The 23208-nt window shown below is 36.9% G+C and carries 16 protein-coding genes and 1 pseudogene; 12 read left to right on the forward strand and 5 right to left on the reverse strand.

The genetic code is table 11. The annotated features are described in order from the left end of the window. Positions 1–13: 13 nt before the first annotated feature. Entirely contained in the window at positions 14–484 is a 471-nt protein-coding gene (locus IGK81_RS03925; RefSeq protein WP_010719703.1) for a TspO/MBR family protein, read from the reverse strand. Between the two features lie 329 nt (positions 485–813). On the opposite strand from IGK81_RS03925, the gene IGK81_RS03930 reads away from it, so the two are divergent. The 3 genes from IGK81_RS03930 to IGK81_RS03940 all read left to right on the forward strand — a co-directional run bounded on the left by IGK81_RS03930 (position 814) and on the right by IGK81_RS03940 (position 4090). After that, positions 814–2367 carry a carbohydrate-binding protein gene (locus IGK81_RS03930; protein ID WP_034698900.1) on the forward strand — a complete coding sequence of 518 codons (1554 nt, stop codon included), beginning with the start codon at positions 814–816 and terminating at the stop codon, positions 2365–2367. A gap of 77 nt (positions 2368–2444) precedes the next feature. Next, entirely contained in the window at positions 2445–3023 is a 579-nt protein-coding gene (locus IGK81_RS03935; protein ID WP_010719701.1) for a lytic polysaccharide monooxygenase auxiliary activity family 9 protein, read from the forward strand. Between the two features lie 386 nt (positions 3024–3409). Further along, positions 3410–4090, forward strand: coding sequence for a YcjF family protein (locus tag IGK81_RS03940; RefSeq protein WP_034698910.1), 681 nt, complete (start codon positions 3410–3412; stop codon positions 4088–4090). A gap of 163 nt (positions 4091–4253) precedes the next feature. Here the strand turns inward: IGK81_RS03940 and rlmD are convergent, their stop codons facing one another. Then, complete coding sequence (rlmD, locus tag IGK81_RS03945) at positions 4254–5651, reverse strand: 23S rRNA (uracil(1939)-C(5))-methyltransferase RlmD (RefSeq protein WP_412003952.1); 1398 nt, start codon at positions 5649–5651, stop codon at positions 4254–4256. Between the two features lie 107 nt (positions 5652–5758). Here rlmD and recX point away from each other — a divergent pair, with 107 nt between their 5' ends. The 3 genes from recX (at position 5759) to ntdP (ending at position 8357) form a co-directional block, all read left to right on the forward strand. Continuing rightward, on the forward strand, positions 5759–6556 hold the full coding sequence (recX, locus tag IGK81_RS03950; protein WP_034698905.1) for a recombination regulator RecX: 798 nt from the start codon (positions 5759–5761) through the stop codon (positions 6554–6556). Beyond that, complete coding sequence (gene mutY, locus IGK81_RS03955) at positions 6549–7730, forward strand: A/G-specific adenine glycosylase (RefSeq protein WP_034698908.1); 1182 nt, start codon at positions 6549–6551, stop codon at positions 7728–7730. Before recX ends, mutY begins: the two co-directional genes overlap by 8 nt. Positions 7731–7823: 93 nt before the next feature. Then, a complete protein-coding gene (ntdP, locus tag IGK81_RS03960) occupies positions 7824–8357 on the forward strand; it encodes a nucleoside tri-diphosphate phosphatase (protein WP_010719696.1) in 534 nt (177 codons plus the stop codon). A 128-nt stretch (positions 8358–8485) separates the two neighbouring features. On the opposite strand, the gene IGK81_RS03965 is transcribed toward ntdP, so the two are convergent. After that, complete coding sequence (locus IGK81_RS03965) at positions 8486–8920, reverse strand: GNAT family N-acetyltransferase (RefSeq protein ID WP_010719695.1); 435 nt, start codon at positions 8918–8920, stop codon at positions 8486–8488. A 142-nt stretch (positions 8921–9062) separates the two neighbouring features. On the opposite strand from IGK81_RS03965, the gene IGK81_RS03970 reads away from it, so the two are divergent. The 6 genes and pseudogenes from IGK81_RS03970 to IGK81_RS03995 all read left to right on the forward strand — a co-directional run bounded on the left by IGK81_RS03970 (position 9063) and on the right by IGK81_RS03995 (position 20103). Then, a complete protein-coding gene (locus IGK81_RS03970) occupies positions 9063–10184 on the forward strand; it encodes an AI-2E family transporter (RefSeq protein ID WP_010719694.1) in 1122 nt (373 codons plus the stop codon). Positions 10185–10335: 151 nt separating this feature from the next. Next, entirely contained in the window at positions 10336–11712 is a 1377-nt protein-coding gene (locus IGK81_RS03975; RefSeq protein ID WP_010738146.1) for a hemolysin family protein, read from the forward strand. A 634-nt stretch (positions 11713–12346) separates the two neighbouring features. After that, a pseudogene (locus IGK81_RS03980) lies at positions 12347–16689 on the forward strand (polysaccharide lyase family 8 super-sandwich domain-containing protein). Positions 16690–17019: 330 nt separating this feature from the next. Then, positions 17020–18600 carry a peptide chain release factor 3 gene (locus IGK81_RS03985; protein WP_034700558.1) on the forward strand — a complete coding sequence of 527 codons (1581 nt, stop codon included), beginning with the start codon at positions 17020–17022 and terminating at the stop codon, positions 18598–18600. A gap of 80 nt (positions 18601–18680) precedes the next feature. Beyond that, entirely contained in the window at positions 18681–19781 is a 1101-nt protein-coding gene (wecB, locus tag IGK81_RS03990) for a non-hydrolyzing UDP-N-acetylglucosamine 2-epimerase (RefSeq protein WP_010738142.1), read from the forward strand. A 148-nt stretch (positions 19782–19929) separates the two neighbouring features. Beyond that, positions 19930–20103 (forward strand): hypothetical protein, encoded by a 174-nt coding sequence (locus IGK81_RS03995; RefSeq protein WP_010719688.1) that lies wholly within the window; start codon positions 19930–19932, stop codon positions 20101–20103. Between the two features lie 100 nt (positions 20104–20203). On the opposite strand, the gene IGK81_RS04000 is transcribed toward IGK81_RS03995, so the two are convergent. Continuing rightward, entirely contained in the window at positions 20204–20524 is a 321-nt protein-coding gene (locus tag IGK81_RS04000) for a DUF1827 family protein (RefSeq protein WP_010719687.1), read from the reverse strand. Positions 20525–20727: 203 nt separating this feature from the next. After that, positions 20728–22965 (reverse strand): ATP-dependent Clp protease ATP-binding subunit, encoded by a 2238-nt coding sequence (locus IGK81_RS04005; RefSeq protein WP_034700562.1) that lies wholly within the window; start codon positions 22963–22965, stop codon positions 20728–20730. Positions 22966–23208 lie beyond the last annotated feature (243 nt).

A 23208-nucleotide genomic window follows, 5' to 3' on the forward strand; every position in this document is an offset into this window, starting at 1 on the left:
TGCTTTTTTTTTACTAGTTTAAAAATAAAATAGAATAGTTGAGAAGCGTAGCAAATAATACCCAGAGATAATATGGTACCAGTAACCACATCACTAAGCGATAGTGGTTCCATAGTTGATAAAGCAGTATGGAGAGAAGGATCACTAATAAAGTAATATCTAGTGCAGCAATTAAGGTGTTTTGCAAGTTGAAAAACAAAGCAGACCAGATAAAATTACATACAAATTGAATAACAAATAATGTAATTAATTTTTGTTTGACCCTTTTGTTTTTCATTACCAATAGTAAATATAACGAAATTCCCATTAAAATATATAGCACTGTCCACATAGGACCAAAGATCCAACTAGGTGGTGCAAAAGGAGGTAGCTCAAGTGAATAATAATAACTACCTGGATTACCACTTAGTATCCCCGATAAGAAACCTAAAATCACTATGCCAACAGTACAAACCCAAAAACGATAATCTTTCAGTATAGCCATATTGTTTTAACTCCTTTCTATAATTCTAGTTTACCATGAACGTTTTAAACATACTTGAATTTGATTTGGAAGGTTATACTTTTGGTTTAGTTATTTTAAATCAGTTATTATATTAGAATATTAACCCCTATCTCTTATTGAATAAAGAAAAGCATTGTCGTTGTAATGTTGTAACTCCGAACATTATTAAAGAAAACAGTCAATTAGATTAAATAACGTTAATTGTCAAATTTATTGTTATTTTTGATGTTATTTATCTGATAAGATAATATATGTAATCGATTACAAAATAGATGATAATAGCACTGATCACGAGAGGAGAAGAAGATATGGGAAATAAAAGAATCAAAAAAATGTTAGCGGGAGCAGCTCTTTGTAGTCTGATGATTGCGCCATTATTATTGAATATGGAAGAGGCGTTTGCGACAGAACAAAGTACGAACAAGCAAGCTGGTTTTGGCGTTGGTCAAGGAATCAAATGGGCGGATCAAGTAGTAGCACCATTTGTCGATATGACGGCATATGTTTCAGGCAGCAATCTATCAAATAACGGAGCGCTTAATTTAGCTGCAGTGGCAAAAAGCACTGGACAAAAATTCTTCAATTTAGGATTCATGCAATCAAGAGGTATTAAAAATGGTAAGATCGACTGGGCCTGGGGTGGATTTGGAGGCTTAAGCGAAAGTGATAGCGATCAATGGCAATATGAAGGAATCAAAAAATCCATTCGCGAATTAAGAGAAGTTGGTGGCGATGTTGCTGTATCATTTGGTGGTCTAAATTCTGGCGCATTTTGGGAAACAACACAAGATTCAACCATTTTAGCAAATGCTTATAAAGAAATTATTGATGGTTATGGATTAACTCGTGTTGATTTCGACGTAGAAGCTGGGGCAATGAATTATGCGCATAATTTAGCTAATGCTAAAGCGATTAAAAAAGTCCAAGATGAAACAGGTGTTAGTGTGACCCTTACATTACCAGTGATGGACTTTGGATTGGTATCTACAGGTTTATCTGTCTTGCAAGCCTATCTTGAGGCAGGTGTTGATCTAACTACCGTAAATATCATGACGATGTGTTACGGTAGCGTTGTTCCCGATTATGCGCAAGGTTCACTAGATGCAGTGGACAATACGAAAAAACAATTACAAGATTACTACAAACGTTATGCGAACAAAACGTTAACTGATGCTCAAGCTTATGCTAAATTAGGAACAACCCCTTCCGTTGGATTTGAAGGAGACACACATCCATACTTTACAACTGATATGTTCAATAAAATCGTCCAACATGCAAAATCAAGAAAACTCGGGATGGTTTCTTATTGGTCAATGAACCGTGATGCCATGGTCGATGGTGGTCAAGGTCAAGTCAAAAATCAATATGAGTTCTTAACTGTTGCCCAACAATTTACTGACGGAACGACTGGTGGAGAAAATGACCCAGTAGAAACGCTAACTAAACCATCAATTCCGGTAAATTTAACTAGTAGTAATGTTACGCAAAATTCAGTGACTTTAAACTGGACTAATAATGCTTCACAAGAAAAAGTCACTCATTATGAAGTTTATCGAAACAATATTCGCATCGCTACAAGTGCAACGAATACATTTAAAGATCAAAATTTACAAGCAAATACAACCTACAGCTATAAAGTTAAAGCAGTTAACGCTGTAGGAACCTCTGACTTTAGCCAAGCAATCTCAGTGAAAACCACAAGTGAAAGTACGCAAGGTGATACTTGGGTTATCGGAAAATCCTATAAAATAGGCGATATCGTTACTTATAAAGGACATCGTTATCGCTGTATCCAAGCACATGTATCAAATAGTGGCTGGCAACCAGATATTACAGAAGCTTTATGGGTAAGAATCTATTAAAAGTTATAAAAGCATAATGTTTGATTCTTTCTTTAAAAGCGCTTACAATAAACCTATCAATGAATGGGAGGTTCATCATGAAAAAGGTTAATATCTTAATGTTTGTTGGCGTTGTTATGTTAGGTTTGTTTGGATTTGGTGCATCTGGCTATGCTCATGGCTATATTACCTCACCTGGAAGTCGTGCTTATTTCGGAACTGCAGCAGCTGGTAATTTGAACCAAAATGTTGGACGAGCAGAGTGGGAGCCACAAAGTATTGAAGCACCAAAAAATACCTTTATCGATGGGAAAATAGCAAGTGCTGGGGTTACTGGATTTGAGCCACTAGATGAGCAAACAGCAACTAGATGGCATAAAAATATCATCAATACTGGCAACTTGAATATTACTTGGTTTTTAACTGCGCAGCATAGTACAAGTACTTGGGATTACTATATCACTAAAACTGGTTGGAATCCTAATGCACCATTGAAAATCAGTGATTTTGAATTGATATCAAAAATTGATGACAAAGGTGCAAGACCGCCACAAACTGTCAAACAAACAATCAATATTCCAAAAGATCGTAAAGGCTATCACGTGATCTTGGCTGTATGGAATATTAGTGATACAACCAATGCCTTTTATCAAGTAATTGATGCGAATATTCAATAATAAAGCATAAGAATCTTTTGGGTTCAATTTCAGCGAATATGTGCTAGAAATACCAATTATTCAAAGACAAGTGTAGGAGACTGAGGCAAAACTTGCTTCAGTCTCTTTATTTCTAAAAATGTGTAAATGGTGTTCAATCATCAGCTCCTCGAAATAAGCCTGAATTTTTCAAAACGTGAGAAGCTGTTTCGAGATTTTCATCTTTAAATTTGAGAAGCAGTTTTCGGAAATTCGTTCTAAATTCTTGATGCTAAACATTGTTGTTTCAACCTTCTTTTGTTCATGAGTGAATGATTTTGGTTAAGGAAAGGTTTAATGTATGATAGAGCTACAACAATACTTCATTAAATGGAGTATTGGTAGTTTTTAGTAGGGGGAAAAGTATGATGAGATTTTTTAAGAAGAATACGCAAGATACAAGCGATGAAACTAATCATGTTGCACCACTTGCTAAAGAAACACTTGACCAGCAAGAGTTTGACTCTTTCTTTGCTGAAGTGTTAAAAAAAATGCCACAAAAATCAGCTAGAGTGATCCTTAATGCTTATGACCAATCGAAAATCGTAGCAGAAAAAATCCTTGCAAAAAATCAAGCAAAATTTGATCATGTATTTAAAGATTTCTTAAAAGGAGTCGATGAAACGACACGCAAAAAAAGTCATAGGATCATTCACGCGGCTTCGTTAACAGCTGCAATCATCGGTTGCTCTCCGATCCCTTTTTCAGATGCGTTTTTATTAGTTCCAGTTCAATTGACTATGATGGCTCGGCTACATAAACTTTTTGGACAACCTTGGTCAGAAAGTTTAGGGAAAAGTGTTTCTAAAGAACTTGTAGTAGTCAGTTTAGGAAGAAGTACTGTCGGAAATATTGTCAAATTTGTACCAGCAGTTGGAACTGTTACAGGGGCAGCGATCAATGCCACCGTTGCAAGTGCCATCACCGAATCACTAGGGTGGACCACCGTAAAGATGCTGAATGATGGGGAAGATATATTTGAACAAGTCATGTCATTCAAAGGACAATCCCAGACATTGTTTCGTGCATTAAAAAGTATCAAAAAGTAAATATTTAGTGGATAAATTGAATTAGTAAGAGTTAAAAAAGTGGACAATCATGAACTATTGCATAACAAAAACATCCAAAACACAGCTCTGTGTTTTGGATGTTTTTTATTTACTTAGGTTGGGTTAAGTCAGACGAGCAGAAAAAGTACCGAAAAAAGTTCAGCTAGTTTTTGTTGGTAACACTTGATCTTCTAGTCAATTTTACAACGACTTCACATCGAGCCGTTTGGGGAAACATATCCACTGACTGCAAATATTCCACTTTGAATTTCTTACTTAATTGTCCCAGATCTCGTGCTAAGGTTGAGACGTTGCAGGAAATATATACTAATTTCGTTGGCGGATAGTTGAGGATCGATTGAATCAACTGAGAATCAAGCCCTGTACGAGGGGGATCGACAATGATCCCATCTGGTTCAAATCCTTCTTCAAGCCATTTTGGTAATAAATCTTCAGCAGTTCCAACTTCATAATGGGTATTAGTATACCCTAAACGTTGAGCGTTTTTACGTGCATCATCAATAGCCTGAGGAATCACATCCATTCCACGGATTTCTTTCGCTTGTTTTGCTACACTTAAACCAATCGTTCCCACACCACAGTAAGCATCTACGATCGTTTCATTTGGTTGGATCGCGAGTGCTTTGATTCCTTCATTATAAAGGACTTCTGTTTGTTGCGGATTCAACTGGAAAAAAGCTCGTGGTGAGAGATCAAAAGTAACTTCATTGAGATGTTCTTCAATAGCATCTTTTCCCCAAAGGTGGATTGTTTCATCGCCCATTACGAGAGAAGTTTTAGCAGGTTGAACATTTTGCATGATTGAAACAACCTCTGGCAATTGTTGGTTAATGTCACGGATGATTGCATTTTTTTGTGGAAATTTTTGACTGCGAGTAATAAATACAACTTGTAATTCACCCGTTTTTATTCCAACACGTACCATGATCGTCCGAAAAATGCCACTGTTGCTCCGTTCATCATAGATAGGAAGGTCATACTTATTCAATAACTCGACGACCGTATTCATCACTTTCTGTGTCTGTGGTTCTTGAACTAAGCAATCGATTAATGGCACAAGTTCATGGGAATTTGCTTGATATAGCCCAGCTTCGATTTGTTGTGTTTTCTTATTTTTTCTTAATTGGAATTGTGCTTTGTTTCGGTAATGCCATGGTTCTTCCATGCCAATCGTTGGACGTAATTCGTAAGAACGAAAGCCAGCCGGTTTGAATTTTTCTAGCGCTTGCATAAGCAAATCTTTTTTGAAATCAAGTTGTGCCTGATATGCTAAATGTTGAAGCTGACAGCCACCACATTCATAATACACTGGACAAGGCGCCACCACTCGATCCTTGCTTTGCTTTTTGACTTTGATTAACTGAGCTTCCGCATAGCGAGGTGTTGCTTTCGTGATCTTGACAAGAACTTCTTCTTTGGGCAGTGCATAAGGGACAAAGATGATCAAACGTTTGAAATAACCGATCCCTTCACCGTTGATACCCAGTCGTTTGATTTTTAAAGGGATGGTTTGGCCGTTTTTGACAATGGTTTCTGTCATAAGTATCTTCCTTTTTTCTAATAGTGTGGTTTTATTCTAACATATTATTAATAGCGATGGGGATTTTCTATGTTATGATAAGAATATACGTTCGAGGAGGTAAGTCAATGATAACAGTTACTAGGATCAGTAAAGGCAAAGGTCCATTTTATCAAGTCGAATTATCTGAAGGAGATTCTTTGAAGGTTTCAGAAGATATCTTGGTGCGTTACCGCTTGTTAAAGGGACAAGAATTAACAGAAGAAACAATTGAGGAAATCAAGAAAAGTAGTGGGTTTGACTTTGGTCTCCAACAAGCGCTCAATTATCTGAGTTATCAATTGCGTTCGGAAAAAGAAATTAGAACTTATTTGAAAGAAAAAGAGATTGAACTAGCTGACCGTAATAAGATCGTGGACCGTTTAAAGGAATTAGATTTGATCAATGACCTCGTCTATGGTGAAAGCTACGTGCGGACAAATGTACGACTAAGTGACAAAGGACCAAAAAAAATAGCTCAGCAATTACAACAAAAAGGTTTGAAACCGGAAATCGTCGAGCAGGCACTGTTGCAATATCCAGAAGAAGAACAAATAGCGATAGCATCGCAAACGGCAGAAAAATTATTCAATAAAAATCATGGGAAAAGTCATAAAGAACTTTTTAGAAAAATTCAACAAAATTTGATGACAAAGGGATTCACCCAAGAGGCGATCCAACAAGCCATCGCCCATTTACCACAAGAAACGGATGAAGACGCTGAATATGAAGCATTAGTTTCACAAGGGGACAAGTTATGGCGTAAAAATGAGAGATTTGAACCGAAAAAACGTAATTTAAAAATCAAACAAAGCTTATATCAAAAAGGATTTGATTTAGAAATGATCCAACGATTTATCGTAGAAAAGGAAGAAGCAAGTGAATAAAGAATGGGAAAAATGGACAGAAGAGGAAATCGCACAGTTTCAAACGCAATTTGTTGGCTGGTACGAGAAAGAAAAACGCAATCTACCTTGGCGCTATGATCGTGATCCTTATCGTATCTGGATTTCTGAAATCATGCTTCAACAAACCCGTGTAGATACGGTAATTGCTTATTTTTATCGCTTTATGGAATGGTTTCCGACGATTGAAGCGTTAGCTGCGGCACCAGAAGAAAAACTTTTAAAGGCTTGGGAAGGATTGGGGTATTATTCTCGCGTTCGAAATATCCAAGCTGCTGCCCAACAGATCATGACAGAATTTGATGGACGTATGCCGCAAACACCAGAAGAAATCAGTTCATTGAAAGGGATTGGCCCTTATACTACAGGCGCTATTTCAAGTATTGCTTTTGGTTTGCCAGAACCAGCAATCGATGGGAATGTCATGAGAGTCGTGAGTCGCTTATTTTGTATTGAAGCTGACATCGCCAAAGCTTCTAGTCGGAAAATTTTTGATGAGGCGATGCGTAAGATCATTGATGAAAAGCATCCTGGTGAGTTTAACCAAGCAATGATGGATCTAGGATCGGCCATTTGTACACCTACTTCACCTAATTGTGAATCATGTCCGATCCAATCATTTTGCTTAGCTTACAAAAAAAATGAGCAAACCTCGTTTCCAGTAAAAACAAAGAAAGCCAAACCGAAAGATGTCTATTATGTGTGTGCAGCGATTCAAAATGAGGCTGGAGCCTATTATTTTGAGGAACGACATACGCAAAGGTTATTAGCAAACATGTGGACGTTCCCGATGGTCGAAGTCACAAAAGAGAAATACGAATGGTTGCAAGCTGAATGGGCTCAATCTCATGAACCAAGCTTATTCGATCAAGACAAAGTTGCAGAAGAAGAAACGGAGCTACCCTTTCATTTTAAAGAACAATTGATTTGGCAAAAGCGGCATTTGGGAGAGGTAACGCATATCTTTAGCCATTTGAAATGGCACGTATTACTATTTTACGGCCGAATACCTTCTCAATCAAATGACAAATTTCCTAAAACTGAAATAACACAATGGTTATTACCAGAAGACTTCGATAACGTGGCTTTTCCAAAAGTACAGGTAAAATTAAACGAACAATTAGAGAAAAATCGAAACAATAGTAATCCTTTCTAGGCAAAGCTCTTTTTTATTGATATAATAATTACGATGTCGGTGTAATGAACACCCAAACACAAAGCATGAGATGCTGCGTAAGGAAGGGTTGCTATGGGAGTCCCAAAAGAAGGTGAGTTTGTAACGATCCAAAGTTACAAACATGACGGCAAATTGCATCGAACGTGGCGTGATACCATGGTATTAAAAACAAGTGAGCATTCGATGATCGGTGTCAATGATCATACTCTAGTTACAGAGTCTGATGGACGTCGTTGGGTGACTCGAGAACCAGCAATTGTGTATTTTCACAAAAAATACTGGTTCAATGTAATAGCAATGATTCGAGAAAAGGGGGTTTCCTATTATTGTAATCTAGCTTCACCTTTTTTGCTGGACGATGAGGCATTGAAGTATATTGATTATGATTTAGATATCAAAGTTTTTCCTGATGGAGAGAAACGATTACTAGATGTCGATGAATATGAGATGCATAGCCAAATGATGAATTATCCGAATGATATCGACTTCATCCTAAAAGAAAACGTGAAGATCTTGGTTGACTGGATCAATAATGGTGAGGGCCCTTTCTCCGAAGGCTATATTGATATTTGGTATAACCGTTACAAGCAATTGTCGCGCAAGTAAACAAAAAAAAGCAGTAAGCGCAAAAGTTTTGCGCTTACTGCTTTTTTGCTATGGGTTCTTCAACATAGACACTGATGATGGAAGAAAAAGGACAAGGGATGATCCTTGCTTTGATAGCCTGTCAATAATTAAAAGACTTTTTTCATTGCGATATGAGCAATACCAGCATCTTCAAATGGTTCTCCATAAGCAGTGAATCCTAATTTTTTATAGAAATTCTCAGCTGTTGCTTGGGCGCCTAGCAAAATCGTATTATATCCTTGACTTTTGGCGAAAGCTTCAGCTTCAGCTACTAAAATTTGACCTAATCCTTGATGACGATAATCTGCAAGAATCGCCATTCGTTGTAACTTCATTTTTCCATTTTCTAATGGTAATAGCCGAACGGTCCCACAAGGTAGATTTTGGTCTGAATAAAGAACAAAGTGGATGCAATGTGCTTCATTTTGATCAATTTCTCTAGTTATAGGAACGCCTTGTTCTTTGACAAAAACTTGGTTTCTAATACGAACGGCATCAAGGTAAATATCACTTAATGTATCTTTTGTTTGAACGACTTTCATCCGAAACCCACCTTTCATTCGTTTAGTATACTGTAAAGAAAATAAAATGAAAAGTGGATAAAAAAACAAATATCAGTAAGAATAAAAGAAATTTTCACACAAATAATATATACTAGTAAAAAAGACGAAAGGAGGAAGTATATTGTTTGAAAAATTGAAACAATCAAAATTGATGTTTTGGTCTTGCGAATTACTCATTATCGCCACGTTGATCTTGGTTTCTTCAAAAATCAATTTTATCTTTCAACCAATTGGAACATTTTTCTCAACATTATTCGCACCAGTCTTGATTGCTGGGTTTTTGTATTATTTGTTGAATCCTATTGTCAAACTATTGATGAAGATCAAAATCAAACGCATTTGGGCGGTAGCAATCGTATTACTTTTGCTTGTCGCAGCGATCATCTGGATTTTGCTCAGCGTGATTCCTAGCTTGATCCAACAAATTTCATCCATCGCATCGAATATTCCTGACTTTATTAGTCGTGTAGAGACTTGGTTAAATAATATGGCCCAACTACCGATCTTCAAAGAAGTAGATATCAATCATTATTTGAATCAATTAGATATTTCTTATGCTAAGATTATCCAACAGTTCCTCAGCGGGATTTCAAACAGCTTAGGATCGCTTGTCGGTACGATCGCTTCTGCTACAATCGTGATCATCACAGCTCCATTTATTTTGTTTTATATGTTGAAAGATGGAGAAAAAATGGTTCCGACAGTCAAGAAATTCTTTCCTGAAAAGAGAAGAGATCAAATTGTTGAATTACTTGGTCAATTGAACAAAACATTAGCTAACTACATTAGTGGTCAAGCGATTGAATGTCTTTTTGTCGGAACATTTACTTTTTTGGGGTATCTGATTCTAGGGGTCAATTATGCCTTTTTATTTGGCGTCATCGCTGGTTTGACTAATTTGATTCCTTATCTAGGTCCTTACCTAGGCTTAGCTCCAGCATTTTTAGTGACAGTATTCAATGATCCTGTTAAAGCACTGCTTTGTTGTGTCGTTGTCTTGATCGTTCAACAATTGGATGGAAATGTGATTTATCCAAATGTCATCGGAAAATCATTAAAAATCCATCCGCTAACGATCATTATTGTGTTATTAGTAGCAGGAAACATTGCTGGTTTGATCGGGATTTTCTTAGGTGTACCGTTTTATGCCATTTGTAAGACGATTATTTCTTATGTCATCAAAATTGTTAAAGAAGACCAGCAAAATGAAAAAAAGAAAAAAATTGCAACGACATTGGAATAACGTATCAGCAATTCCGACTAATTGCTTCATAGTTGTTTTTATTGCAAAGAAAAATTCTTTGTGATAACATTTTAGCGTGGCTATCTTTATAGTCACGCTTTTTTTCTATCGTAAACAAAAAAATTAAAAAATATAAGGAGAGAATGCGATTATGAATGCTGACCCTGAGAGTCAGTCGCTGTTAGCGCAAATTTTATTACTGATCATTTTAACTTTGATCAATGCTTTTTTAGCTGCTTCCGAGATTGCTGTTGTTTCGATCAACAAAAATCGAGTCGAGCAAAAAGCGGAAGAAGGAGATGTTAAATCTCAAAAGCTTTTAAAAATATTGCAGAACCCAAATAACTTTCTGTCAACGATCCAGGTAGGAATCACGTTAGTCAATATCCTATCCGGTGCTTCGTTAGCCAATACATTATCAGAAAAATTAGCACCATTATTAGGTGGTAGTGTAGCAGCAAGAAATATTGCCAATATTATTGTTTTAGCTATTTTGACCTACGTATCGATTGTTTTTGGTGAATTGTATCCTAAACGAATCGCCTTGAACAAATCAGAAGAAGTAGCCAACTTTACTTCAGGAATCATCCGTCTGATCGGTGTGGTTGCCAAACCTTTCGTCTGGTTATTATCTGCATCGACTAGTTTACTAGCTCGTGTCACACCAATGACTTTTGATGATGAAGATTCAAAAATGACGAGAGATGAAATGCGGTATATGTTGGAAACTGAAGGTGTACTTGATAATGAAGAGTTAGAAATGCTGCAAGGTGTTTTTTCTTTAGATACCAAAGTAGCTAGGGAAGTAATGGTTCCTCGAACAGATGCTTTTATGATCGATATCAATGACTCCGTTGAAGAGAATGTCAATGAAGTTTTATCAGAAAATTATTCAAGGATTCCGGTCTATAATGAAGACAAAGACAAAGTTGTTGGGATTCTTCATACGAAAAACTTATTGAAAGCTGCTCATAAATTTGGCTTTGAACATTTAAATATTCAAAAAATCATGCAAGAACCTTTATTTGTACCAGAGACAATATTCATTGATGATCTCTTGTACGAAATGAAAAAAACTCAAAACCAGATGGCTATTTTACTGGATGAATATGGTGGAGTCGTTGGTTTAGCGACTTTAGAAGATTTACTAGAAGAAATCGTCGGTGAAATTGATGATGAATCAGATGAAGTCGAAAAATTATATGAAAAGGTTGCTGAACATGAATACGTGATCCAAGGACGAATGTTGATCGATGAGTTCAACGAAGTATTTGACAGTAACTTGCACATGAGCGATGTCGATACGATGGCAGGCTATTTAATCACTGCTTTGGGCATGATCCCTGATGAGGGAGAAAAATTATCATTTGATGTAGACAACATTACCTTGACTTCTGAAGAAATGGAAGGTTCTAGAATTTTAAAAATTCGCGTGGTGTTCCATGATCCTAAAGAAGAAATTGTGGAACCAGATGAGGACCGTCGTTTATTTTATAAAGATTTTGATGAAAATGAGCCGAGAAGATAAGATATGTTTCATCCTTGCACAGAAGAGATTTTGTGCAAGGATGTTTTTTTCTTTTTTCCAAAGTTGATACGTAAATCAGTGTGGTTCCCTAAGTTGAGGGGGAGTCAGAAGCAAGAGAGGCAGAGCTTTACCCTTTTGTAAAGATTACTAAAACATACAATAAGATCCTATGCTCCCAGTTAACTTATACATAATATAACCAGTATATTTAAATGTTTTGTTGGTTGACAATAAATTTTTGCTAGAGTATTATGAAAACGCAAACACAAGTTTCATGTGACTAGGTTATACTAGGCATGGAAAACACGTACGGAGTCTTCCGTCGTTTTTTCATGCCTATTTTTTTATATGTTTAAGTGAATCAGTGAGGAGGTGGGGAAAATGTAAAGTAGTGTTTTTAGTAGAAAGACAGATTTTAAATATTTTACGAATAAGCAGATATGAGCGATTCTTCCAATGATTTATCTCAATTGAAACTAAAAAACTAAGAACGAATATTAGGTAGTTCTCTCAAGTAAAAGTAGTATGTACAAAAGTTGCAAAGAATGGATAAAAAATTGATGATCATTCATTTTGCCTCACGACTTAAAATTTTTTATCGACTATTCTATTTAACTAAAGGAGGAATTTTTTAATGAAGAAGGCAATCATTTTTGCTTTAACAGGATTGGCGCTTGTTGTTACATCTTTTTACAGTCCAATCGTTTGTGCTGAAGATACTGAAGATTTTTTGTTTCAAAAGAATGTTACCTACTCAGGAGTAGAAGGTGGGAAACAAGGAGATAATTGGAAATATCCGCAATTTGTAGGTGAAAAAGCGGTTGATGGGGATGTATCGACGAGATGGTCAGCGGATAAAACAGATAATCAGTGGCTGACTGTTGATATTGGAGAAGAAAAAACAATTGGTCAGGTGGTTTTACACTTTCATGCGGAGAGTCCAGAATATGAGGTATTAGTTTCTAACGACAATCAAAATTATCAATCCATCTATAAGGAGGAGCGTGGAAGTGGCGGGAAAGAAGCAAAAAAATATATTGAAGTAGCGAATGTAACAGCTCGATATATTAAATACCAACAACTAAAAATGTGGAAGCACACGAATGGTCAATATTATGGTTCGAGCATTATTTCAATGGAAGCTTATCGTCAAGCACGTTTACCTGATGGGATAAAGTTTTCGATTGATTCAGCCGAAATCAGCGAGAAAAGATCTAAACAATTAACTTACACATTAACACCAACAGGCGTCCAAGTTCCTGAAAAACAAATTGAGTGGAGCAGTAGTGATCCTAGTATTGTCAATGTAGACAGTCAAGGAAGAATGAAAGCACTCAAAACCGGAGAAGCAAAGGTGACTGTGAGAATCAAAAATACGGATTTAAGTGATACGATTCCAGTTACGGTTATTCAAGAAAAAGCAGAGTATCGTGAAATGCGTGAGAGATGGAAAGCACGCTTGCTAGGATCTAAAGAAGATCATGAAGAATTTGATCAGGATTCGGACGTAAAAAAATATCGAGCGAGAATAGCCAAAGATAGTTTAGAATTATGGCAAACACTTAATAAGTCAGAAAATAGAACTTATTTGTGGGAGAAAAAAAGTTCAGACACACTATCAGCAGACTACACCACTCAATTTACCAACATCAAAAAATTGACATTAGGTTATTATGATCCTTCGAGTTCACTACATAAGAATCAAGAGGTTTTTACGCAAATTTTGAAAGCAATTGATTTTATGATTGAAACCAAAAACTACAATGGAACTTACTGGAGTGGGAATTGGTGGGATTGGCAAATTGGATCAGCACAGCCATTAACAGATACACTGATTTTATTACATGATGATTTAATCGAAAAAGATGATGCAATCTTAACTAAATTTGTTGAACCTTTAAACCACTATGCGCAAGATCCTAAAGTTCAATGGCCTAGCTATACGGCTACAGGAGCGAACTTAACAGATATATCTATTACCGTCTTAGGAACAGCCATTTTATTAGAAAATGATTCCCGAGTAGAGGCAGTTCAAAGCGCTGTTCCATCCGTTTTAAAAATGGTGACAGGAGGAGATGGCTTATATTCAGACGGCTCATTAATCCAACATAGTCATTTCCCATATAACGGAAGTTATGGAAATGAATTGCTGAAAGGCTTTGGACGAGTTCAAACGATTTTGCAAGGGACACATTGGGAAATCAAAGATGACAATATAAATAACTTGTTTCAAGTAACCGATAAAGGTTATTTACAATTGATGGTAAATGGAAAAATGCCCTCAATGGTATCAGGACGAAGTATTTCTAGAGCTCCTGGGACGAATCCCTTTACCTCTGAATTTGAATCTGGAAAGGAAACAATCGCCAATCTTACATTAGTAGCGAAATTTTCGCCAGAAATTTTACGCAAGAAAATTGATTCGTCTATTAAAGCATGGCTTGAGCATAGTAGTTATTTTTATGATTTTTTGAAAACCCAAGAGACTTTGAAGCGTTGATTGATCTTAAGAAAATCATGAATGAGCCTTCGATAACTAGTAAAGAAGAACGAAATCTCGTGAATGTTTATGGTTCAATGGATCGGGTGTTTCAAAAAAACGAGAGTTATAGTCTCGGAATAAGTATGTACTCTAGTCGTATTGGAAATTATGAATTTGGAAATACTGAAAATAAAAAAGGATGGCATACGGCTGATGGGATGGTTTATCTTTATAACGGTGACCTCGCTCAATTTGATGAAGGTTATTGGGTCACTATTGATTCTTATCGCTTACCAGGTACCACTATAGACACAAAAGTGTTAGCAGAAGGTGCTTCTACTGGTAAAAAGAGTCCTCAGTCTTGGGTGGGAGGATCGAATAATGGCAAAGTAGCTGCAGTCGGAATGTTTTTAGATAAGAAAAATGAAAATATGGATTTGGTAGCAAAGAAATCATGGTTTTTGTTAGAAGATAAATTGATTAATTTAGGCAGTGGAATCAGCGGAACAACGAATGCGACAATTGAGACGATCCTTGATAATCGAATGATGGATTCAAGTAACATGCAAATTATCCAAAAGAAAACAGCTGATTCTACTTGGATCAATCTTACTTCGACAAATCCACTCAATAATTTAGGTTACATTTTTCCAAATACCATGTCGAACGTTGACGTTCAAAAAGAAATTCGATCTGGCAAATATTTGGATATCAACGAATATTTTGTCAATGATCAATCATATACAAAAGAATTTGTAAAAATCATCAAAAATCATGGAAGTAACGCTCAAAATGATACTTATGAGTATTTGACTGTTGCTGGAAAGACAGCAGAAGAAATGGCAGAAATGGCGCAACATAAAAGCTATAATGTGTTAGCAAACACACCAGAAATCCAAGCAATTGAGACAAAAGACTATCTCATGTTGAATGCTTGGAGTGGAAATCAACAGGCAGCTTTTGTTCACGTATCTGAACCTGCATCCATTATTGCAGAAAAATTGAGTAATGATACTTATCGACTGTCAATTGCGAATCCTGTTCAAAATAATAAGGTGATTGAATTTTCGATTGAGAAAGAGATCATTGAGGTTATCGAAAAAGAGTCCGAAATTACCATGGATTCAGGAGCATTTCTATTTGATAGCAAAGGGTTAAAAGGAAGTTCGAGATCAATTACTATCAAAGTTCCTTCAGAAGTAGATAAAACAGCATTAGAAAAAATAGTCGAAGAAAATCAAAACCGAAACGAAAGCGACTATACAAAAGAAAGTTGGAAAGTCTTCACTAAGGCAATGGAATTAGCCCAAGCGGTGTTAACAGATCCAAAAGCAACGCAAGCCGAAGTAGATGAAGCAGTTCAAGCAGTGAGAAAAGCCATCGAGCAACTGCAAGAAGTAACTAAAGTAGACAAAACAGCATTAGAAAAATTGGTCGAAGAAAACCAAAACCGAAACGAAAGCGACTATACAAAAGAAAGTTGGAAAGTCTTCACTAAGGCAATGGAATTAGCCCAAGCGGTGTTAACAGATCCAAGAGCAACGCAAGGCGAAGTAGATGAAGCAGTTCAAGCAGTGAGAAAAGCCATCGAGCAACTGCAAGAAGTAACTAAAGTAGACAAAACAGCATTAGAAAAAATAGTCGAAGAAAACCAAAACCGAAACGAAAGCGACTATACAAAAGAAAGTTGGAAAGTCTTCACTAAGGCAATGGAATTAGCCCAAGCGGTGTTAACAGATCCAAAAGCAACGCAAGCCGAAGTAGACGAAGCAGTTCAAGCAGTGAGAAAAGCCATCGAGCAACTGCAAGAAGTAACTAAAGTAGACAAAACAGCATTAAAAAAATTGGTCGAAGAAAACCAAAACCGAGTTGCAAGTGGTTATACGGCAGAAAGTTGGCAAGTGTTCCGCAAAGCGCTGGAAGCAGCGCAAGCAGTGTTAGCTGATTCAAATACTACGCAAGCTGAAGTAGACGAAGCAATTCAAGCAGTGAATAAAGCCATCGAGCAACTGCAAGAAGTAACTAAAGTAGACAAAACAGCATTAAAAAAATTGGTCGAAGAAAACCAAAACCGAGTTGCAAGTGGTTATACGGCAGAAAGTTGGCAAGTGTTCCGCAAAGCGCTGGAAGCAGCGCAAGCAGTGTTAGCTGATCCAAATACTACGCAAGCCGAAGTCGAACTAGTGATGAACGATTTGGTGCAGGCCATCGAACAATTAGAGAATAAAGAAACTGCATCATCCTCTGAGGAAGATAAAAACATCAATAATAAAGCAGAGCAAGGTAAAAATACACAAGAGGGCAACAATGAAATAGGTAAATCTTCTATTAGTGAAGAGACTGGTAAGGAAGGTTTATTACCAAAAACAGGTGAAAAAAATAACCAAGTTATTCAAAAATTAGGATATACAATTTTATTAGTGGTATTCGTTAGCTTGTTCCTATTGAAAGGTCGAAAGGAATCTAAGAGGAGTCAAAATAAATTAGGCAAGTAATCTGATGAAAAACACAAGGTAAAATAAATAATCATTTGTCTGTAGATGATTGAAATAGACAGTTGAACTTGGAACAAAAGCCTGTTCCAAGTTCAACTTTTTTCGTTTAATCTGTTTTCAGTTGTTATAGTAGCAGGAAAAGCTTTATTTTCTCTTATTGAAAAAGTCGTTTATATGATATTCAACAGAGAAAGAGAGAAGACTCATAACAAGTGTTTATTTTTTGATAGTTTCCATGATATACTTGGTAAGTTGAGATAGCTAGTTCGATCATTCCTCGAACAGGATGACGAATAAGATGATAATGATGTAACAGAAATGGAGTAAAACATGAATAACCCTAACTTAAAACAACAAGTAGATAACCGACGCACGTTTGCGATTATTTCCCATCCGGATGCTGGTAAAACAACGATTACTGAACAATTGCTTTTATTTGGTGGCGCAATACGTCAGGCAGGAACTGTCAAAGGGAAAAAGACTGGTAACTTTGCAAAATCTGACTGGATGGAAATTGAGAAGCAACGTGGAATCTCAGTTACCAGTTCTGTGATGCAGTTTGATTATCATGGTAAAAGAGTCAATATCTTAGATACCCCAGGGCATGAAGATTTTTCTGAAGATACGTATCGGACATTGATGGCTGTCGATAGTGCGGTTATGGTCATCGATAGTGCCAAAGGGATTGAAGCTCAAACAAAAAAATTATTCCAAGTCGTTAAAAAAAGAGGAATCCCTATTTTTACCTTTATCAATAAATTAGATCGAGATGGTCGCGAACCATTAGAACTTTTAGAAGAATTGGAAGAGTTGCTCGATATCGAGTCTTATCCAATGAATTGGCCGATTGGTATGGGGAAAGGCTTAGAAGGACTCTATGATATCCACCATAATCGTATTGAGTTTTATCGTCCAGAAAACTATAATGATGAGCGCCTTGTTGCCTTGGATGAAGAAGGATTGCTGCCAGAAGGCCATCCTTTGACGGAAAATTCATTGTATGAACAAGTTCTTGAAGAAGTAGAATTGTTGAAAGAAGCAGGAGATTCTTTTAATGAAGAAAAAATTGCTTGGGGAGATCAGACACCGGTCTTCTTTGGTTCAGCGTTAACAAATTTTGGTGTGCAAACATTTTTAGAAACCTTCGTGGAATTAGCCCCTTCACCTTACGGACATCAAACACAATCAGGACAAGAAGTTAGTCCTTATGAAGAAGAATTTTCAGGTTTTGTCTTTAAGATCCAAGCCAATATGAATCCAGCTCACCGAGATCGGATTGCTTTTGTGCGAATCTGTTCTGGAACTTTTGAACGTGGAATGGATGTTCAATTAGAACGAACAGGTAAAAAATTGAAATTAAGTAATGTGACGCAGTTTATGGCTGACTCAAGAGAGAATGTCGAGAATGCTGTAGCAGGGGATATTATCGGGGTCTATGATACAGGAAATTATCAAATTGGCGATACTCTTTATGAAGGGAAATTGAAGGTGGCGTATGAAGAGTTACCATCCTTTACTCCGGAATTATTTATGAAAGTCACTGCTAAAAATGTGATGAAACAAAAATCATTCCATAAAGGTATCTATCAGTTAGTCCAAGAAGGTGCGATCCAACTCTATAAAACTTATTTGACGGAAGAATACATCATTGGCGCAGTTGGACAACTTCAATTTGAAGTATTCCAATACCGGATGCTAAATGAATACAATGCAGAAGTGATTATGTCTCCTATGGGTCATAAAATTGCCCGTTGGATCGAGCCCGAAGATTTAGATGAGAAGATGAGTTCTAGTCGTAATATCTTGGCACGTGACCGTTTTGATCAGCCATTATTCTTGTTCGAAAACCAATTTGCTGAACGTTGGTTTGCTGACAAGTACCCAAATGTCAAATTAAAAAGTTTAATGTAAAGCGCTCATCACATGGTGGTGCTTTGGGAGTACTATGAAAATAGCCGGGAGAGAATAACTAAATAATCCGGAGGAATTTAATGATGATTAAAGTAATGTCGATCTTTGGAACACGTCCAGAAGCAATAAAAATGGCACCTTTGATCAAAGCGCTGGAAAAAGATGAGCGCTTTGAATCAATCGTGACGGTTACAGGCCAGCACCGTGAAATGTTAGACCAAGTGTTAGAAGTGTTTGAAATTACTCCTGATCACGATCTAGATGTGATGAGTGTCAATCAAACACTCACCGCTATTACAACGAAAGTTCTTTTATCATTAGAACCAATCTTACAAGCAGAACAGCCTGATATCGTCTTAGTTCATGGAGATACGACCACAACATTTGCTGCAGCGACCGCAGCATTTTATCAACAAATTAAAGTCGGACATGTCGAAGCAGGATTACGAACTTGGAACAAATGGTCACCGTTTCCTGAAGAAATCAATCGGCAAGCCACAGATGTTTTAGCGGATCTCTACTTTGCGCCAACCAATGAAAGTGCTGATAATCTTAGAAGAGAGCACCACGATGAAGCAAACATCTTCGTTACTGGCAATACGGCGATCGATGCGATGAGGTATACGATCGTGGCGGATCAAAAAAGCGATCATCTTTCGAGCAGCTCCACTAAACAATTATTAGTAACAATGCATCGACGTGAGAACCTAGGCGAGCCAATGGCGAACGTTTTTCAAGCATTAGGAAGGATTGCTGAAGAATTTTCTGATGTATCCATTATTTTTCCGATGCATAAAAATCCTAAAGTACGAGAATTAGCTGATACTATTTTAGGACAATATGAGAATGTTCAGCTGATCGAACCATTAGATGTCATTGATTTTCACAATTGTGCAGCCAAAAGTTATCTTATATTAACTGATTCAGGCGGAGTTCAAGAAGAGGCACCTTCTTTAGGTGTTCCGGTTCTTGTCTTACGTGATACCACTGAACGACCGGAAGGTGTAAAAGCCGGAACTTTAAAACTCGTTGGTACAGACGAAGAGACAGTTTATGACGAGACAAAACAATTGTTAACTGATGTAAAGGCTTATGAAAAGATGGCACAAGCAAAAAATCCTTATGGAGATGGTTACGCAAGTCAACGAATCTTAGAGGCTATCGCAGCCTCATTTCATTGATTACAGGTTACCAAAAAAGCAAAAAAAACTTTCCAACAATTTTGGTGGAAAGTTTTTTTTATTTTAAAGAAAAAATTGGTAAATTCTTTGAAATAAAATGAATTAAAATAAAGATGTGTACATATAAAAAGAAAAAAGGGGGAGTTGGATGGAAACACTGGAGCAACGAAAACAACGTAAAGCAAGAAAAAAGTTAGAAATGCAGCGTTTATGCAGGTTGTTAGATGTTGAAGGTTGGGAGCATAATGAATCGATCGTTAACGAAGTAAGAGCAATCGTTCGGCTAGGAAAAACACCAAAAAAAGAAACCAATCAATCTTAGAAGATCCAGCTCTATAAATGAGCTGGATCAAGGATAAAATCAAACATTATCCTTCAATCCTTCTAAAAAAGGTTTCTTTTTTTTTGTTTATTTGTAATCATCACATTGCAACCTCAGTGTGGGGATGATGTTTCGGAATCGAGATTTCAACTAAGTCATCTAATTCAATTACTTGGATTTCGTTTTCTTGATATAGGGCGTCATGGATTTTATTGAGGAAGTACGTTTTGACTTCTTCAATTTCTTTGGGTTGTATTTTTCGTTTTTCATTAATCAGTAAAATCTCGTTATGTTCCGGTGCTTCAGTGTAAACAATCATTGTATTGCCTGCAGTGTAAACCTTCACCATATGAGCATCTGTATTTTCCAATTGGTTTAAAACCAAACGTGAATGACTATTCGTTACATTGACAAATTTCATGGCGCTCACCTCTTTTATGTAGATTTTAGATACAACTTAATTTCATTATAATTTTTTTCTAATGAAAAGAACAGTATTTTGCTTTTTGTCAAAAAACAATCAAAAATCCGCTTTGAGCAATGAAGCACCCGTGAGAAAAGCTGTCGCTTTTTCATGGGTGCTTCATTTTTTATCAGTCGCAAAGCGAAGTTTTTGTCAGATGTTTAGTTTGTTGGCTCGTTTGTCGTTTCTTTGACTAAACGTTCTGGTTTAGAAGTGATCACAATTTTTTCTTCTTTATCCAATTTTGCTTTTAGTTCATGGATTGAAGGATGGTCTAAATAAAATTCAGCAATTCCATCTTCGATTTGTTCTTGGATCGTTCGACGAAGAGGGCGTGCGCCCATTGCTGGGTCATAGCCTAAGTCAACAAGTTTTTCTTTGACATTTGTCGGCACTTCGATATGCAGTTGTTGTGCTGCTAACATTTCATTGACTTCATCTAGCATCAAGGTAACGATGGTCATTAAGTTTTCTTTTGATAGCGCACTAAATTCGATGATTCCATCGAAACGGTTCAAGAATTCAGGTGTGAAGTAATTGTTTAGTTGGTTTAAAACAGAACGAGTAACCCCTTCACGAGCTGCTCCAAAACCGACATTTGCTTCGACTTTACCTGTACCAGCATTACTTGTCATAATGATGATCGTATCTTTAAAGCTTACTGTCCGACCTTGTGCGTCAGTCAAACGGCCATCATCCAAAATTTGGAGGAACATGTGTAACACATCAGGATGTGCTTTTTCCACTTCATCCAATAAAATCAAGCTATAAGGATTACGACGTACTTTTTCAGTAAGTTGACCTGCCTCTTCATAGCCCACATAGCCAGGAGGAGAACCAATCAATTTAGATACACTGTGTTTTTCCATGTATTCAGACATATCAAAACGAATCATTGAATCTTCGGAACCGAATAATTCAAATGCCAGTTGCTTGGCTAATTCAGTTTTGCCGACACCAGTTGGACCTACGAATAAAAATGATCCGATAGGGCGGTTTTTCTTGTTTAAGCCAACCCGATTACGACGAATAGCTTTTGCCACACGATCTACGGCATCGTCTTGTCCAATCACATGTGCTTTTAGATCAGTCGCAAGATTCTTCAATTGTGTTTGCTCTTTTTCTTTTAGATCGCCAACGGGGATGCCCGTACGTTCTTCCACAATTTTTTCCATATCTTTTTCTGTGATAACAGGCGTTTCTTCATCCGTTAATTGACGTTCTTTCATCTTTTCTAATTTACTGATTTGGTCACGATAATAAGCGGCTTTCTCAAAGTCTTCTTCTTTAGAAGCTTGGATTTTTTGTTCCTGTGCTTCTTCAAGTTTTTTATCAATGGTTTTAGGATCAACGATTTGAATCGTTAAGTTTTTCTTTGAGCCAGTTTCATCAAGCAAGTCAATCGCTTTATCTGGTAAGAAACGATCTTGAACATAACGATTTGAGAGAATAGCTGCAGCTTCGATTGCTTCATCGGTATATTTGACGTGATGGTAGTCTTCGTAGCGTTTTTGCAATCCTTTTAAGATACTGATTGTTTCCTCAACAGAAGGTTCAACGACCCGAACCGGTTGCATCCGTCTTTCTAAAGCTGCATCTTTCTCGATGATGCGGTATTCATTTAATGTAGTGGCACCAACCATTTGTAGTTCGCCACGAGCTAGAGCTGGTTTTAAAATATTTCCCGCATCCATGTTCCCATCACCAGCAGAACCAGCACCGACAATTTCATGGACTTCATCAATGAATAATATGACATTTTCAGCCTGCTTAATTTCTTCGATCAATTTTTGCATCCGTTCTTCAAATTGTCCACGGATACCAGTTCCTTGAACCAAAGAAACCACATCTAAACGAATCACTTCTTTATCCATTAATTTTTGCGGCACATCGCCATCTACGATTTTTTGTGCAAGTCCTTCAACTACGGCAGTTTTACCAACACCAGGCTCACCGATTAATACCGGATTGTTTTTTGTTCGACGGTTTAAAATCTCGATCACACGTTTGATTTCATCATCACGGCCGATCACAGGATCAATGTCACCTTGACGAGCTTGTTCGGTGATGTTGATTCCGTATTCTCCTAAAAGACCTTCGGAATTTCCTTGTTGCGGTGGTTGACCGCCGTTAAAGTTGTTGTTACCACCAAATTGGGTTGGAGGAGTTTGTTCATAGTTTCCTTGCTGTTGCATTTGGCGGGACATGGAGCGGAATAAGTCGTCCAAGCTGCCAAAACCAAAAGGATCATTTTGAGCCATACTAGTCAGACCTCCATTTTGTTGATTTTTAATTTTTTGATAGCAACTTTGGCAGTAATCAAGTTGCGTTCTCTGTCCGTTTACTGTTGCATATAAGTGGATCGTTGCTTCATTTTTCCCACAATTTTGACAAAGCATAAATGATTCACGTCCTTTCACATGATTCACATGTTTCCATTCTATTTTACAACGCGTGACTACGAAGGTAAAAGAATAACCCTCATTTACTCAAAAGTTGAAAAGGCAAAAAATGTTATTGACCATTATTGACCTTTGGCTATAATTATACTAAATTTTAGGACGCGTGCAAGTATTTAGTTTTTCAAAATAAATGAAGAAATGAATAAGTCGTTCTTCGATAAAATGATAAATAGAAGGAGA

The organism is Enterococcus sp. DIV0703, assembly GCF_051711065.1.
GTDB classification, from domain to species: Bacteria; Bacillota; Bacilli; order Lactobacillales; family Enterococcaceae; genus Enterococcus_B; species Enterococcus_B hirae.

Bases quoted from the DNA above. Each gene is read 5' to 3' on its own strand.
- IGK81_RS03940 (WP_034698910.1), top strand. From the start codon at position 3,410: ATGAGATTTTTTAAGAAGAATACGCAAGATACAAGCGATGAAACTAAT.
- IGK81_RS03995 (WP_010719688.1), top strand. From the start codon at position 19,930: ATGGAAACACTGGAGCAACGAAAACAACGTAAAGCAAGAAAAAAGTTA.
- recX (WP_034698905.1), top strand. From the start codon at position 5,759: ATGATAACAGTTACTAGGATCAGTAAAGGCAAAGGTCCATTTTATCAA.
- ntdP (WP_010719696.1), top strand. From the start codon at position 7,824: ATGGGAGTCCCAAAAGAAGGTGAGTTTGTAACGATCCAAAGTTACAAA.
- IGK81_RS03985 (WP_034700558.1), top strand. From the start codon at position 17,020: ATGAATAACCCTAACTTAAAACAACAAGTAGATAACCGACGCACGTTT.
- IGK81_RS03935 (WP_010719701.1), top strand. From the start codon at position 2,445: ATGAAAAAGGTTAATATCTTAATGTTTGTTGGCGTTGTTATGTTAGGT.
- IGK81_RS04005 (WP_034700562.1), bottom strand. From the start codon at position 22,965: ATGCTTTGTCAAAATTGTGGGAAAAATGAAGCAACGATCCACTTATAT.
- rlmD (WP_412003952.1), bottom strand. From the start codon at position 5,651: ATGACAGAAACCATTGTCAAAAACGGCCAAACCATCCCTTTAAAAATC.
- IGK81_RS03925 (WP_010719703.1), bottom strand. From the start codon at position 484: ATGGCTATACTGAAAGATTATCGTTTTTGGGTTTGTACTGTTGGCATA.
- IGK81_RS03975 (WP_010738146.1), top strand. From the start codon at position 10,336: ATGAATGCTGACCCTGAGAGTCAGTCGCTGTTAGCGCAAATTTTATTA.
- wecB (WP_010738142.1), top strand. From the start codon at position 18,681: ATGATGATTAAAGTAATGTCGATCTTTGGAACACGTCCAGAAGCAATA.
- IGK81_RS03965 (WP_010719695.1), bottom strand. From the start codon at position 8,920: ATGAAAGTCGTTCAAACAAAAGATACATTAAGTGATATTTACCTTGAT.
- IGK81_RS04000 (WP_010719687.1), bottom strand. From the start codon at position 20,524: ATGAAATTTGTCAATGTAACGAATAGTCATTCACGTTTGGTTTTAAAC.
- IGK81_RS03930 (WP_034698900.1), top strand. From the start codon at position 814: ATGGGAAATAAAAGAATCAAAAAAATGTTAGCGGGAGCAGCTCTTTGT.